Origin of the sequence: Microcella sp. (assembly GCF_040286215.1) — a bacterium.
Lineage (GTDB): Bacteria > Actinomycetota > Actinomycetes > Actinomycetales > Microbacteriaceae > Microcella.
Genome location: NZ_JAVKCK010000014.1, coordinates 38,899 through 56,507 on the forward strand (window position 1 = coordinate 38,899; position 17,609 = coordinate 56,507).

16 protein-coding genes are annotated in these 17,609 nt (G+C 69.4%); 13 read left to right on the forward strand and 3 right to left on the reverse strand.

Annotated elements, in window-relative coordinates; translation table 11 throughout:
* Positions 1–6: 6 nt before the first annotated feature.
* The 3 genes from RJQ01_RS07465 (at position 7) to RJQ01_RS07475 (ending at position 3,122) form a co-directional block, all read left to right on the forward strand.
* Entirely contained in the window at positions 7–954 is a 948-nt protein-coding gene (locus RJQ01_RS07465; RefSeq protein WP_350476112.1) for an ROK family protein, read from the forward strand.
* 42 nt (positions 955–996) lie between these two features.
* Entirely contained in the window at positions 997–1,686 is a 690-nt protein-coding gene (locus RJQ01_RS07470) for a lysophospholipid acyltransferase family protein (protein ID WP_350476113.1), read from the forward strand.
* A 62-nt stretch (positions 1,687–1,748) separates the two neighbouring features.
* Positions 1,749–3,122: a class II 3-deoxy-7-phosphoheptulonate synthase gene (locus RJQ01_RS07475; protein ID WP_502885245.1), complete on the forward strand. Its 1,374-nt coding sequence runs from the start codon at positions 1,749–1,751 to the stop codon at positions 3,120–3,122.
* On the opposite strand, the gene pknB is transcribed toward RJQ01_RS07475, so the two are convergent.
* Positions 3,119–5,065, reverse strand: coding sequence for a Stk1 family PASTA domain-containing Ser/Thr kinase (pknB, locus tag RJQ01_RS07480; RefSeq protein WP_350476114.1), 1,947 nt, complete (start codon positions 5,063–5,065; stop codon positions 3,119–3,121). The genes RJQ01_RS07475 and pknB overlap by 4 nt on opposite strands.
* 65 nt (positions 5,066–5,130) lie before the next feature.
* Positions 5,131–6,483, reverse strand: a complete 1,353-nt coding sequence (locus tag RJQ01_RS07485) for a LysM peptidoglycan-binding domain-containing protein (protein WP_350476115.1) — start codon at positions 6,481–6,483, stop codon at positions 5,131–5,133.
* Positions 6,484–6,659: 176 nt separating this feature from the next.
* On the opposite strand from RJQ01_RS07485, the gene RJQ01_RS07490 reads away from it, so the two are divergent.
* Positions 6,660–6,998, forward strand: coding sequence for an Rv2175c family DNA-binding protein (locus RJQ01_RS07490; protein WP_350476116.1), 339 nt, complete (start codon positions 6,660–6,662; stop codon positions 6,996–6,998).
* Positions 6,999–7,012: 14 nt separating this feature from the next.
* On the opposite strand, the gene RJQ01_RS07495 is transcribed toward RJQ01_RS07490, so the two are convergent.
* The gene (locus tag RJQ01_RS07495) at positions 7,013–8,134 is read right to left on the reverse strand and encodes a polyprenyl synthetase family protein (RefSeq protein WP_350476117.1); all 1,122 of its coding nucleotides are present in this window, start codon (positions 8,132–8,134) and stop codon (positions 7,013–7,015) included.
* Positions 8,135–8,219: 85 nt separating this feature from the next.
* Between RJQ01_RS07495 and RJQ01_RS07500 the strand changes: the two genes are divergently transcribed.
* The 9 genes from RJQ01_RS07500 to murD all read left to right on the forward strand — a co-directional run bounded on the left by RJQ01_RS07500 (position 8,220) and on the right by murD (position 17,575).
* Positions 8,220–8,606, forward strand: coding sequence for an SCO2097 family morphological protein (locus RJQ01_RS07500; RefSeq protein ID WP_350476118.1), 387 nt, complete (start codon positions 8,220–8,222; stop codon positions 8,604–8,606).
* 291 nt (positions 8,607–8,897) lie between these two features.
* Entirely contained in the window at positions 8,898–9,329 is a 432-nt protein-coding gene (gene mraZ / locus RJQ01_RS07505) for a division/cell wall cluster transcriptional repressor MraZ (protein ID WP_350476119.1), read from the forward strand.
* Between the two features lie 102 nt (positions 9,330–9,431).
* Positions 9,432–10,385 carry a 16S rRNA (cytosine(1402)-N(4))-methyltransferase RsmH gene (rsmH, locus tag RJQ01_RS07510; RefSeq protein WP_350476120.1) on the forward strand — a complete coding sequence of 318 codons (954 nt, stop codon included), beginning with the start codon at positions 9,432–9,434 and terminating at the stop codon, positions 10,383–10,385.
* Entirely contained in the window at positions 10,382–10,987 is a 606-nt protein-coding gene (gene ftsL / locus RJQ01_RS07515) for a cell division protein FtsL (protein ID WP_350476121.1), read from the forward strand. Before rsmH ends, ftsL begins: the two co-directional genes overlap by 4 nt.
* A 31-nt stretch (positions 10,988–11,018) precedes the next feature.
* Entirely contained in the window at positions 11,019–12,791 is a 1,773-nt protein-coding gene (locus tag RJQ01_RS07520; RefSeq protein WP_350476122.1) for a peptidoglycan D,D-transpeptidase FtsI family protein, read from the forward strand.
* A gap of 25 nt (positions 12,792–12,816) precedes the next feature.
* The gene (locus RJQ01_RS07525; RefSeq protein WP_350476123.1) at positions 12,817–14,355 is read left to right on the forward strand and encodes a UDP-N-acetylmuramyl-tripeptide synthetase; all 1,539 of its coding nucleotides are present in this window, start codon (positions 12,817–12,819) and stop codon (positions 14,353–14,355) included.
* A 3-nt stretch (positions 14,356–14,358) separates the two neighbouring features.
* Positions 14,359–15,009: a glutamate ligase domain-containing protein gene (locus tag RJQ01_RS07530; protein WP_350476124.1), complete on the forward strand. Its 651-nt coding sequence runs from the start codon at positions 14,359–14,361 to the stop codon at positions 15,007–15,009.
* Positions 15,006–16,100 (forward strand): phospho-N-acetylmuramoyl-pentapeptide-transferase, encoded by a 1,095-nt coding sequence (gene mraY / locus RJQ01_RS07535; protein ID WP_350476125.1) that lies wholly within the window; start codon positions 15,006–15,008, stop codon positions 16,098–16,100. The genes RJQ01_RS07530 and mraY overlap by 4 nt, the downstream gene beginning before the upstream one ends.
* Positions 16,100–17,575, forward strand: a complete 1,476-nt coding sequence (gene murD / locus RJQ01_RS07540; protein ID WP_350476126.1) for a UDP-N-acetylmuramoyl-L-alanine--D-glutamate ligase — start codon at positions 16,100–16,102, stop codon at positions 17,573–17,575. The genes mraY and murD overlap by 1 nt, the downstream gene beginning before the upstream one ends.
* The last annotated feature ends 34 nt before the right edge of the window (positions 17,576–17,609 follow it).

Sequence of the window (17,609 nt, forward strand, 5' to 3'; positions counted from 1 at the left end):
GCGCTCGTGCACTCCATCGGAATCGACATCGGCGGAACGAAGATCGCCGGTGCCCTCGTGAGCGACGACGGGCGCATCCTCGACGAGGTGCGCCAGCCGACCCCCGCCGGCGACCCCGCAGCCATCATGGACTTGGTCGTGGCGATGATCGAGAGGCTGCGCTCGGGTCAGGAGGTCATCGCGGCCGGCGTCGCGGCGGCCGGTTTCATCGACGCCGATCAGTCGACCGTGTACTACGCGCCCAACATCAATTGGCGCCACGAGCCGTTCCGCGACCAGCTGCGCGCCCGCGTCGACCTCGATGTCACGATCGACAACGACGCGAACGCCGCGGGCTGGGCCGAATTCCGGTTCGGGGTCGCGCGCGAGGCCCACCACATGACGATGCTCACCATCGGGACCGGTGTCGGTGGAGCCGTGGTGACGGGGGACAGGCTGCTGCGCGGAGGCTTCGGCACGGCCGGCGAGCTCGGTCATCTGCGGATCGTCCCGGAAGGACTGCCGTGCGGGTGCGGCGCCCGAGGCTGCATCGAGCAGTACGGTTCGGGCCGCGCACTGTTGAGGATGGCAAACGAGATCGCCGACGCGGGCGGTATCGGGCTCGGCCTGGCCGCAGCTCGAGAGCGCTCAGGTGGGCTCACGGGCGGCGTGCTCGCCGAGCTCATCACCGAGCACGACGCGGGCGCGTTGCACGCGCTGCGCCAGCTGGGCGGGTGGCTGGGCCAGGCCTGCGCGAGCTTGAGCGCCGTGCTCGACCCGGAGCTCTTCGTCTTCGGCGGCGGCGTCGCGGTCGCCGGCGATCTTCTCCTCGATCCAGTGCGGGAGTCCTACCTCGCGCACCTTCCGGCGCGCGGCTTCCACCCCGAGCCGCGCTTCGCAGTGGCGCAGTTGGTCAACGATGCCGGCGTCGTCGGGGCGGCCGACCTCGCCCGCATCCATGCCGCAACGGCCTGACGGGCGAGCTAGGCTTCACCGGGGCGAAAGGAGGATGCGGCGATGTTCTACTGGCTCATGAAGAACCTCGTGGTGGGGCCGATCATCATGACCGCATTCCGTCCCTGGGTGCGCGGCATCGAGAACGTGCCGAAGGATGGCGCGGTCATCCTGGCGAGCAACCATCTCTCCTTCGTCGACTCGGTCTTCCTGCCCCTCGTGCTCGATCGCCGCGTGGTATTCCTCGCCAAGAGCGACTACTTCACCGGCAAGGGGCTGCGCGGCTGGCTCACCAAGCTGTTCTTCGTCGGCACGGGGCAGCTGCCGATCGACCGCTCCGGCGGCAAGGCCTCCGAGGCGTCGCTCAACACAGGACTCCGCGTGCTCGCCGACGGGCTCGCGCTCGGCATCTATCCGGAGGGCACGCGAAGCCCCGACGGCATCATGTACCGGGGCCGCACGGGGGTGGCGCGCATGATCCTCGAGTCGGGCGCGCCGGTCATCCCGGTCGCCATGATCGACACGGAGAAGGTCATGCCGATTGGCACGAGACTCCCGAAGGTCATGCGCCCCGGCGTCGTGTTCGGCGAGCCGCTCGACTTCACGCGCTTCACGGGCCTCGAGTCCGATCGCTTCGTGCTGCGCTCGGTCACCGACGAGATCATGTACGAACTCGGCCGCCTCAGCGGCCAGGAGTACCGCGACGTCTACGCGACGAGCGTGAAGGACAAGCGCCCGGCGAAGGCCCGGTAGGCTGGATAGTCGCGGCTTCTCGAGCCGCGCATCCCGCCCCCGCATCGAAAAGGACACTCCCGGTGGTCGACCCAGACGAAACCGTCGTGCACGCTGACCCTGACGTGATTCGCGGTCTCGACCACTGGCGCACCCTGCCGATCAAGCAACAGCCTCAGTGGCCGGATGCCGCGGCGGCCGCCGCCGCGTCAGCCGAGCTGGCGACTCTGCCGCCTCTGGTCTTCGCCGGTGAGGTCGACATGCTGCGCGACCGTCTCGCCCGTGCTGCGCGCGGTGACGCCTTCCTGCTGCAGGGCGGCGATTGCGCCGAGACCTTCGCGGGTGCGACCGCCGACCAGATCCGCAACCGGGTGAAGACGATCCTGCAGATGGCGATCGTGCTCACCTACGGCGCCTCGATGCCCGTCATCAAGATGGGCCGCATGGCCGGGCAGTTCGCGAAGCCGCGCTCGAGCGATTCGGAGACACGGGGCGACGTCACCCTGCCCGCCTACCGTGGCGACATCGTCAACGGCTACGACTTCACCCCCGAGTCGCGCGCGGCAGACCCTCGTCGCATCGTGCAGGGATACCACACGGCCGCATCGACGCTCAATCTCATCCGCGCCTTCACCCAGGGTGGCTTCGCCGACCTGCGCATGGTGCACAGCTGGAACAAGGGCTTCGCGGCGAACCCCGCGAACGCCCGCTACGAGGGTCTGGCTCGCGAGATCGACCGGGCCGTGCGCTTCATGGAGGCGGCGGGAGCCGACTTTGATGAGCTCAAGCGCGTCGAGTTCTACTCCAGCCACGAGGGGCTGCTGATGGACTACGAGCGGCCGATGACGCGCATCGACTCGCGCACGGGCGCGCCGTACAACACGAGCGCCCACTTCCTCTGGATCGGCGAACGCACGCGCGAGCTCGAGGGGGCCCACGTCGACTTCTTTCGGCGCATCCGCAATCCGATCGGCGTGAAGCTCGGGCCGACGACGAGCCCCGACGACATGGAGCGGCTCATCGACGTTCTCGACCCCGATCGCGAGCCGGGTCGCCTCACCTTCATCACCCGGATGGGCGCTGGCACGATCCGGGATGCTCTTCCGCCGCTCCTCGAGGCGATCTCGAGCATGGATGCTCAACCGCTGTGGGTCACCGACCCCATGCACGGCAACGGGCTCACCACCCCGACCGGCTACAAGACGCGCCGATTCGACGACGTCGTCGACGAGGTCAAGGGATTCTTCGAGGCACACCGTGCTGTCGGCACGCACCCGGGCGGCATTCACGTGGAGCTCACGGGCGACGACGTGACCGAGTGCCTGGGCGGCTCCGAGCACATCGACGAGGCGACGCTCGCGACGCGGTACGAGTCGCTGTGCGATCCGCGCCTCAACCACATGCAGTCGCTCGAGCTGGCCTTTCTCGTGGCAGAGGAACTCGGGGCCGACTCCTAGTACTGCGCGGTCACCGTTACCGGCGGACGGGGGCTCCGGAACACCTGCGTGCCTGCCGCAGGGTCGGTGGACTGCACGGGAGCGAGCGACGAGCCCCTCAGCCCGCGGGGCACATTCGTGTCCAGGATGACCTCGAAACCTTCCGCCTCCAACCGCTCGACGGCGTCGTTGATGCTGAGCCCCACGACGTCGGGCACCGTGACCAGGTCGGGGCCTCGCGAGATGATGAGCGTCACCGTGTCGCCGGGCCGCACGGGCCCGTCGCCGAGTGCCTGCACACGCAGGACGTCGCCCTCCGCGACCTCGTTGTCGAACTCGGGCTCTCCGCCCACGATCCCGTTCAGATCCCGGGCCGCGAGCGCCTCCTGCGCGGCCTCGACGGAGAGGTTGCGCACGTCCGGAATCGCACCGACCGACACGACGAGCTGTGCGCTCGTGCCCACAAAGGATGAGTCTCCCGCCGCGAGTGCTGCGCCCGTCGAGTCGAGCAGCGCGATGACGGAACCGTCGGCGACATCAGCATCGAACTGCAGGGCGCTCTCCTCGAGCTCGAATCCGCTCTCGGCGAGGGCGTCGCGTGCATCGGCCTCGGGCAGACCGAGCACGTCGGGCACCGTGGTGGGCTCGCGCCCGAGGGAGATCACGAGCGCGACCACCGCATCGCGGTCCACGACCGATCCCGCCTCAGGGTCGGTGCCCGCGACGAGCCCGGCCTCGATCTCCGGGTCGAAAGCCTCCTCGACGGTGTCGGCGACGACGAGGCCTTGCCCCGTGAGCACGTCGCGTGCCGCCTCCTCGCCGAGACCTCGCACGCTCTCGACGGTGACGGTCGAGCCGGGTCCAGCACCGAACCACCACCCGACTCCGCCCGCGAGACCGGCGAGCGCGAGCACGACGGCGAAGAGCAGCCATCCGCGGCGTCGGCCTGCTGCGCCGCGCTCCGCGAGAGCAGCCGCGCTCGTCGAGGGCCGCGTCGCCGGGGAGGAGACGCCGCCGATCACCTGGGTCTCGCTGTCGTCTCCGGTCGGTGGGGCGGGAGACGTGGGAATGGGGGATGTCAGCAGGAGGGTCTTCTGGGCTCCGGTGGAGGAGAGCGCGGTCTGCAGCTCACGCCCCGTCTCGGTGACCTGCTCGAGCAGCGCGCGGGCATCGGTGGGTCGATCGTCGGGGTTGCGCGCGGTTGCCCACAGCACGAGCTCGTCCCACTCGGCCGGCACGTCGGGATTGAGCGTGCTCGGGGCGGGTACCGAATCGTTCGCGTGCTGATAGGCGATCTGCATGGGCTGCTCGCCCTTGAACGGCTGCTCGCCGGTGAGCATCTCGAACATCATGATGCCCACCGCGTAGATATCGCTGCGGGTGTCAGCGATGCCGCGCATCACCAGCTCCGGTGAGAGGTACGCGATCGTCCCGAGCAGCGCCTGGCCGGTGGCGGTGTTGGCGGTGGCGGCGCGAGCGAGGCCGAAGTCGCCGATCTTGATGCGGCCGTCGTCGGCGAGCAGCACGTTCTCGGGCTTGAGGTCGCGGTGCACGATGCCCGACTTGTGCGCGGCGGCGAGACCCCCGAGCACCGACTCGGTGATGTCCATCGTCTGGGCCGGGGTCAGTGCGCCGTACTCCTTGAGCAGGTCGCGCAGCGTGATGCCCGGCAGGTACTCCATGACGAGGTAGGCAGACTCTGTGTCCTGACCCTGATCAAAGACGTTGACGACGTTCGGGTGCGCGAGGCGGGCCGCCGACCGCGCCTCCTGGATGAAGCGCTCCTTGAACTGGCTGTCGTCGGCGAGGTGGCCGTGCATGATCTTGACGGCGACGAGGCGCTCGAGCCGCTCATCCGTTGCGAGGTAGACGGTCGCCATGCCTCCTCGCGCGATGCGGGAGCGCACCCGGTATCGACCGTCGATCAGACGCCCGATGAGGGGGTCGCTCGAGGAGGCAGTCACCGCGCCAGTGTAGGTCGGGCAGGCGGTCGATCAGGGGAGGCGCACGGTGCTTCGGCGGCGTGGGCTCACGTCAGTTCGTAGAGCCACGCCCACGCGCTCGCCTCCCATTTGGCGTAGTGGTTGGGGTAGGCCGAGATCTGCACCGCCTGGGCGGCCTGCGTGAGAGTCATGCCCTGCCACCCGGGGATGTCGAGCAGGCCGCGCGTGTAGCCGCTGCGTCCCACGTAGAACAGGCGGGCCGCGTGGCTCGGAATCTGCAGTTCGGCGGCGGTTCCCCACCCCGAGCTCGGTCGCTGCTGGAAGAGCCCGACCGAGTCGCGATCGCCCCAGGAGAGGTTGCGCAGCGTCGACTCCTGCATGGCCGTCGCGAGGGCGATGACGATGCCGTAGTCGGGCACGCCGAGCTGGCGGCCCACCTGGATGATCGTGAGCGCGTGGCCGCGCATCTCGCTCGTGAGCGGCGTGATGCTGCCGCCACTGCTCGGCGGACCGCTCGGCGCCGTGCCGCCAGGGCTCGGCGAAGGGGCACGGGGCGGCGCCGCGGGGAGCACCGGGCGCTCGGCGATCGTGAGCGAGGATACGTCGGGAGCAGCGGCGAGGGACACCGCGCTGCCGGCAACAGTCGTCGACTCCACGGAGGCGAGCGTGAGTTCGGGCACGGCCTCACCGCCCTCCTGTTCGAGGGCAAGCTGCGGTTCGGCGTCGCTCGGGCTGTGACCGGGAATCACGATCTTCTGTCCGGGGTAGATGATGCTGGCGGGGGCGAGACCGTTGCGCTCGAGAATCGACCGCACAGAGATGCCGAAGCGCTCGGCGACGCTCGACAGCGTGTCTCCGCGCGCGATGACGTAGAGCCCCGCTTCGGCGATCACGGCCGGGCGGCCAGCGCGCTTCACGCCGTCGGCACCGAGCGAGAGCACCTGACCGGGAAAGATCGTCGACTTCCAACTGAGACCGTTGCGCGCCAGGACGACCGCGGTCGGCAGGCCGAATCGTGCGGCGATGTCGCTCACGGTATCGCCCGGTTGCACGAGGTAAGCGGCGGGCGCCGCTGAGGTGGCCACCGCGTCGAGGCTCTGCGCGCCGGGTGTGATCGCGGCGCCCCACTGCGACAGCAGTGCCCGCAGACCTCCCGGCGCGGGACTCTGATCAGGCTGCGGCGGCGAGGGCTTGCGCACCGGGGCTGCGTCGACCGGGCCGGCGACCCCGAGCCCGAGGGCGATCGCTCCCGTGAGGACGAGGGGAACCGTGCTGGAGAGGGCGGTGCGCGCACGTTGGCCGGAGGGGCGCGAGCCGATCGCTGCAGGTGCGGGGCTGCGTGGCGCGAGGCCGGCAAACACGATGCGCGCGCGATCGGCGGTGGCGATCGTGGCGCTCGGGTCGTGCCGTCCGTCCGCAGCGAGGTGCGTATCGCTCATGTGGCGCTGGCCTCTCTCACCCGTGTCACCCCGGAGGGCGTGGAGGATCCCCCGATCCACCCGTTTACCACGCTACTACCACTAGTGGCCAATGTGAAGGATGTGACTCGTGTGATGCGCACGCGTGTGCTCGGCAGGGGGCGCGATCTGCGCGGGCGCGTGGCACTCTAGTAGGCGTGGCTGCTGATTCTTCGACCTGGCTGACGATTCCCGATCTCGTGGAGATTCTCGGGCTGAGCCCCGGCAAGGTGCGCCGCCTGATCGAGGATCGCCAGCTTCTCGCGGTGCGTCGCGAGGGCGTGCTCGTCGTACCTGAGGCCTTCCTCGTCGACGGCGAGCCCCTGCGCGAACTGCGCGGCACGCTCGTGCTGCTGGCCGACAGCGGCTTCAGCGATGATGAGGCGATGCGCTGGATGCTCGAGCCGGAGGATGCCCTGGGGGCAGCGCCGATCGACGCTCTGCGCGCTGGCCGCAAGGCCGAGGTTCGACGGGTGGCGCAGGCGCTGGCATTCTGACGGCGGTCGGCCGCCTAGTGCGACCGCCGCGTCACCAGATCGGAGAGCCCGATGAGCTCGGCATGCGCCGAGCGGCTGATGGCCGCCGTCTCGAGAGCCGCAAGGGCCTCGGTGACCGAGCGCGCGATGATCGACTCGACGGTCTCGACCGCGCCGCTATCGCGGATGGTCGCCTGCAGGGTGCGGATCTGGTGCTCGGTGAGCTCGGGATCGCCGAGGAGCTCGTCGATCAGGCGCACCGCGCTGCCGGGAAGCGCATCGCGCGCCAGCGCGATGAGCACCGTGCGCTTGCCCTCGCGGAGGTCGTCGCCTGCAGGCTTTCCCGTCACGTCGGGGTCTCCGAACACGCCGAGCAGGTCGTCGCGCAGTTGGAACGCCACACCAAGCGGCAGCCCGAACGCGCGCAGAGCCGTGACCTGCTCGAGCGTGCCTCCCGCCATGAGAGCCCCGAGAGCGAGAGGAGCCTCGATCGAGTACTTGGCCGACTTGAAGACGAGCACGCGGTGCGCGCGCGGGAGCATCTCAGAATCCTCGGCGTCGCGCCAGGCGACCTCCTCCAGGATGTCGAGGTATTGGCCCACCGTCACCTCGGTGCGCATCGTCTGGAACTCTGCTCTGGCCGCTCTGGCGGCATCGAGGTCGTCGAGGCGTGCCAGGCCCGAGTCGAGCAGCTCGTCGCTCCACCCGAGCAGAAGGTCGCCGAGGAGGAGCGCCGAGGAGAGCCCGTAGCCGCTCGCGTTGCCGACCCAGTGGCGTCGAGCATGCTCGGCCTCGAATCGACGATGAGCCGAGGGCATCCCTCGACGCGTGTCGGAACTGTCCATGATGTCGTCATGCACGAGCGCAGCGGCGTGAAACAGCTCCAGCCCGGCAGCGACGTCGATGACGCTCGACAGGTCAGGGTGCTCATCGAGCTCGGCGAGCAGGTCATCCGGGCGCACGGTGCCGGCGACGGCATGCCAGCCCCAGTAGCAGAACAGTGCCCGAAAGCGCTTGCCTCCGCTGAGCAGATCACGACTCGCGTCGGTGAAGCGTTCGAGGTCCTCCGCGATCGTGCCGAGGTGGGTGGCGCGCTCGTTCAGGAACTCCTGGAGCCGGTCGTGGACGACGTCGACTAACCGCAATCTCTCAGGCACCTGCCTAGCCTATCCAGGAGCGCGACCGTAGAATGTGCGCGGACGGGGATCACCGTACCGACGAGTCGCCACCAAAGGGGTCACCATGCCGCTGTCAGAACAGGAACAGCGCCTTCTCGATGAGATGGAGCGCAACCTCTATCAGAACGACGCCGATTTCGTGGCGACGGTGGCGGGCCGACGAGGCAAGCCCAACTACACACTCGTGGTCGTGGGCGCGCTTCTGGCGATCGCCGGCGTCGCTGCTCTCGTGGCAGGGGTGATCACCCAGCTCGCCGTCATCGGGGTCGTGGGCTTCGGGCTCATGCTCGCTGGCGTGCTCATCGTTCTCTCCCCGGGCCGTCGCGAGGGCGCTGACGCGCCGAGCAGCCCCGCAGCGAGCAACACCGCACGACCGAGCGCTTCGCGAACGTCGTGGACCGAGCGTATGAACGAGCGGTGGGACCGCCGGCAGGACGGGCGCGAGAGCTAGTCACTCCGCGCGCCTCCCTGCACCCCACTTTCCACCACCGCTGACTCCGGGCCTCTGCGGCCCGCCACAGACCGGCCTTCGGGCCGGTCTTTTTTTGTGCGCCCCCCGCCGATGGGCCAGCCCGCGCCGGCCCCCCCCTCCACTGTCCTCCACCTGAGGAACCCGCGCAATCACTGGTGACAGGGGGCCATACGGGGTCTAGGGTGGCCGATATCCTTTACTTAGTGGGGAAAAGTGGAGTAAAGTGGAGCAAACCTGATCTCGGGCCGGAGATGAGAGGGGGACCAGGCGATGTTTCTCGGCACGCACACCCCCAAGCTCGACGACAAGGGTCGGGTGATCCTTCCGGCGAAGTTCCGAGATGAGCTCGCTGAAGGAGTCGTTCTCACGCGCGGTCAGGAGCGCTGCCTCTACGTCTTCAGCCGCGCCACCTTCGCGGACGTCCTCGAGAAGCTGCGCACCGCGTCCCTTACCAGCAAGACCGCGCGCGAGTACCAGCGCTTCTTCCTCTCGGGAGTGAGCGAGGAGGAGCCCGACAAACAGGGGCGGGTGACCGTTCCCGCGGTGCTCCGGCAGTACGCGGGCCTGGACCGCGAGCTCACCGTCATCGGCTCCGGCGATCGAGCCGAGATCTGGTCGACCCCGGCCTGGAACAGCTACTACGCCGAGAAGGAAGACGCCTTCGCCAACACCGACGAGGAGGTGATCCCCGGACTCTTCTGATCGCGTGACTCGGACTCCCAGCCGTGAGACGCCCTGGCGCACCTTCCCCGGTGCCAGGTCGCACGGATGGGGATCCGGGCCCCGCGGCAGGCCGGCACGAGCATGACCGAATCCACCTCGCACACCCCCGTACTGCTGGAGCGCAGCCTCGACCTCCTCAAGCCGGCTCTCGCCGTCGACGGTGCTGTCCTCGTCGACGCGACCCTCGGACTCGGAGGTCACGCGGAGGCTGCGCTCGAGAGGCATCCCGGGCTCGTCCTCGTCGGTCTGGACCGCGACACCGCCGCACTCGACGCCTCCTCCCGTCGTCTGCAGCGCTTCGGCGACCGCGCGCACCTCGTGCACGCCGTGTACTCCGGGCTGCGGTCGGCGCTCGGGAGTCTCGGCATCGACAGCGTCACGGCGGTGCTCTTCGATCTCGGCGTCAGCTCCATGCAGTTGGACGAGGCCGACCGCGGCTTCGCGTACTCGCAGGATGCCCCGCTCGACATGCGCATGGACCGCACGACGGGCATTACCGCCGAGGCAGTCCTCGCCGAGTACTCAGAGGCGGAGCTGCGGCGCATCTTCTACGCGTACGGCGAGGAGAAACTCGCTCCCCGGTTCGCCCGACGCATCGTCGAATACCGCAGCGAGAGGCCCCTCACGCGCTCGTCCGACCTCGTCCGCCTGATCATCGACGCGACGCCTCGTGCCGTGCAGCGATCCGGGCATCCGGCCAAGCGCGTGTTCCAGGCGCTGCGCATCGAGGTGAATGGCGAGCTCGCAGCGCTGGAGGCTGCACTGCCCACGGCGCTGGACTCCCTCTCCGTCGGCGGTCGCATCGTGGTGCTGGCGTACCAGTCGCTCGAAGACCGCATCGTCAAGCGCGAACTGGCGGCACGTACGCGCTCGACCGCTCCCGCGGGACTGCCCGTCGAGCTGCCGGAGCATCGACCGGAGTTCCGGCTGCTGGTGCGAGGAGCCGAGCTCGCGGACGAGGCGGAGCGCCAGAGCAACTCGCGCTCCATCCCCGTGCGGCTGCGCGCCGCTGAACGCGTGCGGGAGGCGGCATGAGCGCGGCACAGGCGTTCGTTCCTGTTACGGCGGAGCAGGTCGCGCAGGCGGCGCCCCGGCGCAGCGCTCCCTTTCTCGCGCCGGTCATCGCACCGCGGGAGAGTCGCCGCCGTCGGCCGCGCATCGTCTACGCGACCGTCGCCGTCGTCGGCGTCTTCGCGATTCTCGTGACCCAGTTGCTGCTCAGCATCGCCCTCTCGGAGGGCGCCTATCGCATCTCAGCGCTCGCGACACAGGCCTCTGAGCTCGATCGAGACGCGCAGGTGCTCGTCGAGTCACTCGATGCGCTGCGGTCGCCGCAGCACCTGGCCGCCAACGCTGAGGCACTCGGCATGGTCAGCAACGCGAGCCCCGCATACTTGCAGCTCGCCGACGCGACCGTGCTCGGAGCCCCCGTCGCGGCAGAGGCCGGCGGCGGCCTCCTCGGCGGTCGAGACACCATGATCGGAAACGTGCTGCTGGCCGACATGGCGCTCGCGACTCCGGCATCGGGCGGGGGTGCGTCGAGCGTGGCATCGACGCCGCCGGTGCCGGGGTCGCTAGCCTCACAACCAGCGCAGCCGGGCCTCGCAGGGTCACTGCCTTCGCCGGTCACGCGCTGATGCAGTGCGCGCGACGGGGGAGGGAGCGCAGATGAGCGAGCAACGGAGAACGCGACGACGACTGGCTGCGACGATCCTCGTCGTGGTCGCGATCGTCGCGGCGTTCGGAGTGCGCCTCGTCGACATCCAGGTCGTGCGTGCCGAGCAGCTCGCGCAGGAGTCCGAGGCCCGGCGCTCGATTCCGGTCGCTCTGCACGGCGCCCGGGGCGACATCGTGGATCGGCAGGGCGCCGTTCTGGCCGACTCGGTGTTCCGTTACGACATCACCGTGTCACCTCGATTCGTCAAGGACTACGACACGCTCGACGACGAGACGGGCGAGATCACGACCCGCACCGTGTGGGAGGCGCTCACGAGCATCGCGGCCCTCACGGGGGAGGATCCCGCAGCCTTGCTGGCTCGCATCGAGAGCGAGCTCGCCGCGGATCCCGACGACGATCACGCCTACCTCGTGCGCGGTGTCGTGACCGACATCTACCAGGCGGTGCGCGATCTCGGAGTGCCCTGGGTCTACGCCGAGAGGGTCGCGAGTCGCACCTACCCCAACGGGCAGGTCGCAGGCAACCTCGTGGGCTTCATGGGAACGGACGGGCCACTGGCCGGCCTCGAGTTGGGCCTGGACGAATGTCTCGCGTCGAGTCCGGGCTCGTCGACCTACGAACGCGGGGCCGACGGTGTGCAGCTTCCCGGCACGACGGTCGTGCAGCAGGAGCCCGTCGACGGCGGCACACTCCACCTCACGATCGACTCCGACGTGCAGTGGTTCGCTCAGCAGGCGATCGCCGAGGAGGGCGCCAGGATCGGCGCTGACTGGGCCACCGCGATGGTAGTGCGCGTGGACGACGGCCACATCATCGCCGCGGCCGAATGGCCTTCGGTCGACCCGAACGACGTGGACGGCAGCGACGCAGACGACCGCGGGTCGCGCATCTTCGCGGCGCCCTACGAGCCGGGCTCCACGATCAAGTCGCTGAGCTTCGCCGCGATGTTCGACGCGGGTGTGACGACGCCGTCTGACCAGGTCATCGCCCCGCGCTCGTACGCGACGATCGGGTCGTACCGCATCGGAGACGCCTGGGATCACGGTGACTTGCGCCTGACCTCCGCCGGCGTGCTCATGAATTCCTCCAACACCGGCACTGCCGTGCTCAGCGAGCGGCTCTCGCTCGAGGGGCGCTACGACTACCTGACCCGGTTCGGTCTGGGGGACACGACCGGAGTGGGATTCCTGGGCGAGGCCCGCGGAAGCGTCCGAGACCCGGGCAGCATCGACGGGCACAGTGCCGTCACCCAGATGTTCGGCCAGGGCATGACGGCGACGAGCGCACAGGTGGCGAGCGCGTATCAGGCGATCGCCAATGGCGGCGTGCGAGCACCCCTCACCCTCGTCACCGGGTGCGACCATGCCGACGGCACGACGACCCATGCTCCCACCGGGGAGCCGACCCGGGTCGTGTCCGAGCAGTCTGCGCGCGCCACGGTCGGGATTCTCGAGGAGGTCGTCACGGAGGGGTGGATGCGCTCGCTCCTCGAGATTCCGGGGTACCGCGTCGCGGCGAAGACGGGCACGGCCGAGGTCGCGGAGGCGGGCGGCTACGGCGATGAGCGCATCGTCTCGGTCGCCGGCATGGCGCCGGCCGATGACCCTCAATTCGTCGTCGTGGTGACCTATGTACGTCCCGATACGATGAAGACGTCAGCAGCGGCAGCACCGACGTTCCGCACCATCATGACGCAGGTGCTCAAGACCTATCGGGTTCCGCCATCGACGCAGCAGGCGACCGCCTATCCTCTGACCTGGTAGCCGCCACTCACGAATCGAGGTTCCGTTGTCCGGTCGTACTCCACCCGTTCTGCGGCCGGAGCACCCACCGGTGCGCGAGCTCTCCGAACTCGCGGCTCACTTCCAGCTGGACAGCCGCGGGGCCCTCGGCGACATCGCGATCACGGGCATCACCCTGAGCACTCACGACCTGCAGCCCGGCGACGTCTACGTGGGAGTGCGCGGCGCTCATGCCCACGGGGCTGCCTACGCCGCGCAGGCGCGCGCGGCGGGTGCCGTCGCGCTCGTCACCGATGCCGAGGGCGCGGCACTGGCCGAGGGATCGGGGCTCCCCGTGCTCATCGTCGACGACCCGCGGGGCCGGCTCGGTGCGCTCGCCTCCTGGGTATACCGCACCGCCGAGTTCGAGGGGCAGCTGTTCGGCATCACGGGCACGAACGGCAAAACGTCTTCGGTGTACCTCCTCGAGGCGGTGCTGCGTCAGCTCGGCGTCGTCACCGGCCTGAGTTCCACCGCGGAGAGGCACATCGCCGGCCTCACCGTCGTCAGCCGTCTGACCACGCCGGAGGCCACCGAGTTCCACGCCCTCCTCGCGCGGATGGCGGAGGCGGGTGTGCGTGCCGTCGCCGTCGAGGTCAGTGCTCAGGCGCTCAGTCGTCACCGCGTCGATGGCGTGCTCTTCGACGTCGTGGGGTTCACGAATCTCAGCCATGACCACCTCGACGACTACGCGGACATGGAGGAGTACTACGCGGCCAAGCTGCCGCTCTTCACGGCGGAGCGGGGGCGGCGAGGAGTCGTCTCGCTCGATTCCGACTACGGGGCCCGTGTGGTGGCCGACGCCGGAATCCCCGTCACGACGATCACGTCGCGCGCCGGCGTGGAGGCCGATTGGCACCTCGTGGTAACGGAGGAGGACGCCGCGTACACCGGCTTTCGCGTGAGCCACTCGGATGGGCGGTCGCTGCAGTCGAGCATCCCGCTCATCGGCAGTCACATGGCCGCCAACGCCGGTCTCGTCATCGTCATGCTCGTCGAGGCCGGGTACGCGCTCGACGACATCGCACGCGCTGTGGGGGAGCGGGGCATCGACGCCTACCTGCCCGGGCGGACCGAGCGCGTGTCGGGTGACCGTGGCCCCAGCGTCTACGTCGACTTCGGCCACAGCGCCGACGCGTTCGAGAACACGCTCGCGGCAGTCCGCCGGTTCACCACGGGGCGGACGATCATGGTCTTCGGCGCGGACGGCGACCGGGATGCCACCAAGCGCCATGAGATGGCCCGCGTCGCGGCCGAAGGGTGCGACGTGCTCGTCATCACGGATCACCACCCGCGGTTCGAGGACCCGGTGGCGATTCGCCGCGCGCTGCTGGAAGGGGCCAGGGCCGCGGTCTCTCAACCGGAGATCCACGAGATCAGCCCGCCTGAGCAGGCGATCCGCCACGCCGTAGGCCTCGCGCGCGAGGGCGACTCGATTCTGTGGGCTGGTCCCGGTCACCAGGACTACCGGGAGATCCGGGGAGTGCGCACCGAGTACTCGGCGCGCGACGAAGCGCGCGCGGCCCTGCGCGAGGCGGGCTGGTAGTCCGTGGAATCCGCCGTCGTCGTCGATGACGTCGTGCCCCATCGCGACGGCACGGTCATCCACGTCAGGAGTGCCGAGGAGAGCGGCCAGATCGCGATCGCTGCGCTCGGCGACATCGCCGTCGAGGCCGCAGTCGCGCTGCTGCACCGCGAGCTGGCCGAGGGGCGGCCGTGGTCGGCGGCACTCGCGCGGGCGGCGGAGCAGGCCGAGGTGCCCGGGCGGTGCGAGCGCAAGTCGACCGTGAGCGGCGCACTCCTCCTCGACGACACCGGCGCGTCCACTCCGCTCGACGTGCGACGCTCTCTCTCGGTGCTCGCCGAGCTGACGCGGGGTGCGGGCCGTTCGCTCGCCGTCATCGGCGAGCTGGAGACCCCCGCCGCCGACTGGTTCGACGATCACGATGCTCTCGGCCGCATCATCGTGCGGCTCGACATCAGCCAGCTGATCGTGGTGGGCAACGGCGCCCGTCATGTGCACAATGCCGCAGGGCTGGAAGGTTCGTGGAATGGAGAGTCGATCCTCGTCGACTCGGTCGACGAGGCATACGATGTGCTGCGTACTCGGGTCGATGAAGAGGATGTGATGCTCGTGACGGGAGCCTCCCGAACCCCGCTCGCATCGCTCGTACATCGCTTGACGGGCGGCGCCGCATGATCGCCCTGATGCTGGCCGGAGCCTTCTCCCTCGCCTTCACCCTCTTCATGACGCCACTGTTCATCCGCTTGTTCAACAAGCTCGAGTGGGGTCAGTTCATCCGCGACGACGGCCCCCAGTCGCACCACACCAAGCGCGGCACCCCCACCATGGGCGGCATCGTCGTCATCCTCGGAGCCGTGCTCGGCTATTTCGTGGGTCACCTGCTCAGTGGCGAGCGCATCACGCTCAGTGCGCTGCTCGTGCTGTTCCTCATGGTCGGGCTCGGTCTCGTCGGCTTCCTCGACGACTTCACCAAGGCGCGCAAGCAGCGCAGTCTCGGCCTCGGAGGCTGGGCGAAGGTTGCCGGGCAGGTGGTGGTTGCGAGCGTCTTCGCCGTCCTCGCCCTGTCGTTCCCCAACGCCGACGGCCAGACGCCCGCGTCCACCATGATCTCCGCGGTGCGCGACATCGAATGGCTCGACTTCGCCGTCTTCGGCTCTGTCGCGGCGGTCATCCTCTTCGCCGTCTGGGTCAATCTCATCGTCGTGAGCACGTCCAACGCCGTGAACGTCGCCGACGGTCTTGACGGTCTCGCCACGGGAGCCTCGATCCTGTCGATCGCCGCGTACATCTTCATCGCCTTCTGGCAGTTCAACCAGTCCTGCTTCAACGGCCCCGATCCGTCCGTCGCGGATCGGTGCTACGAGGTGCGCGATTCGCTCGACCTCGCGATCGTCGCAGCGTCGATCGCCGCAAGCCTCATCGGCTTCCTGTGGTGGAACACCTCGCCCGCGCACATCTTTATGGGGGACACGGGCTCCCTCGCGCTCGGAGGAGCCATAGCCGCGCTCGCGATCCTCACGCGCACTGAACTGCTCCTCATCCTCATCGGCGGCCTGTTCCTCATCGTGACGGGCTCCGTCATCGTGCAGCGCGTCTACTTCAAGCTCACCGGCGGCAAGCGCATCTTCCTTATGAGCCCCCTCCACCACCACTTCGAGCTCAAGGGTTGGGCAGAGGTCACGGTCGTGGTGCGGTTCTGGCTCATCGGCGGCCTCTTCGTGGCCGTGGGAGTGGGACTCTTCTACCTCGAGTGGGTCAGCCAGTAGTGGGTGCGAGGGTCTCGGAGCTCAGCAGCTGGCACGACGATTGGTCAGGCGTGCGCGCGATCGTGCTCGGTCTCGGGGTGTCGGGCTTCGCTGCCGCCGACACGCTCGCCGAGCTGGGGTGCGCGGTGACGGTTCTGACGCGAGACGCCGACGAGGAACGGGCGCGCATCCTGCCGGTCATCGGGGTCGAGCTCGTGGTGGAGCCCGACCGGGAGGCCGCGGTGCAGGCGCTGATCGACCGTCGCCCCGAGCTCGTGATCGTCTCACCCGGCCTTGCTCCGGAGCATCCTCTCGTGCTCGCCGCCCGTCGCGCCGGCGCGGAACTGTGGGGCGATGTCGAACTGGCCTGGCGCGTGCGCGACAAGGTGCGCGCGGCCGAGTGGATCACCATCACGGGTACCAACGGCAAGACCACCACGACCCAGCTCGCGGCGACGATGCTGCTCGCAGCCGGCACGCGCGTCGCGCCGTGCGGCAACATCGGCACACCCGTGCTGGACGCGGTGCGCGACCCCGCCGGCTTCGACGTGCTCGTGGTCGAGCTGTCCAGCTTCCAGTTGCACTCGCTGCCCACGACGGGGCTCGGCGCCGTGCATCCTCTGGCGAGCGCCTGCCTCAATCTCGCCGACGACCATCTGGACTGGCACGGCAGCCCGGAGGCGTACGCCGCCGCCAAGGCCAAGGTCTACGCGAACACCCGGGTGGCGTGCGTGTACAACCTCGCCGACGCCGCCACGAGGCGCATGGTCGAGCAGGCCGACGTTATCGAGGGCTGTCGGGCGATCGGCTTCGGCGCCGACACCCCGGGGCCGAGCGATGTCGGGATCGTCGACGACGTGCTGGTCGATCGCGCGTTCCTCGAGGAGCGGGCGACGACCGCGCTCGAGCTCGCGACGCTGGTCGACCTGCGCGAGGCGGGACTCGCGACCCCACACGGCCTTGCGAACGCCCTCGCCGCCGCGGCGCTGGCTCGCGCGGCGGGCGCACCTCCGGCCGCCGTGCGCGACGGCTTGCGTGCCTTTCGGGTCGACTCCCATCGCACCGAGCGCGTGGCCGAGATCGACGAGGTGCTCTGGATCGACGACTCGAAGGCGACCAACGCGCACGCAGCCTCCGCCTCACTGAGCGCCTACCGGTCGGTGGTCTGGATCGTCGGCGGGATTCTCAAGGGCGTCGACCTCGCCCCGCTCGTTGTCGAGCATCGCGACCGGCTGCGGGCGGCGGTTCTCATCGGCCACGATCGGGATGCTCTGCGCGAGGCGTTTGCGCGACACGCGCCCGCAGTGCCGGTGTTCGAGGTCGAGGAGCACGACACTGAGCGAGTGATGCCCGCAGCGGTGGCTCTGGCGGCGTCGGCGGCTCAGGCCGACGACACCGTTCTGCTCGCCCCTGCCGCGGCATCCATGGACCAGTTCGTCGACTACGCCGATCGCGGCCGCCGTTTCGCGGCCGCCGTGACGGCCCTCGGCTCCTGAGCGGGCCGAACACCGCACCGCGGGAGGGGTGGAG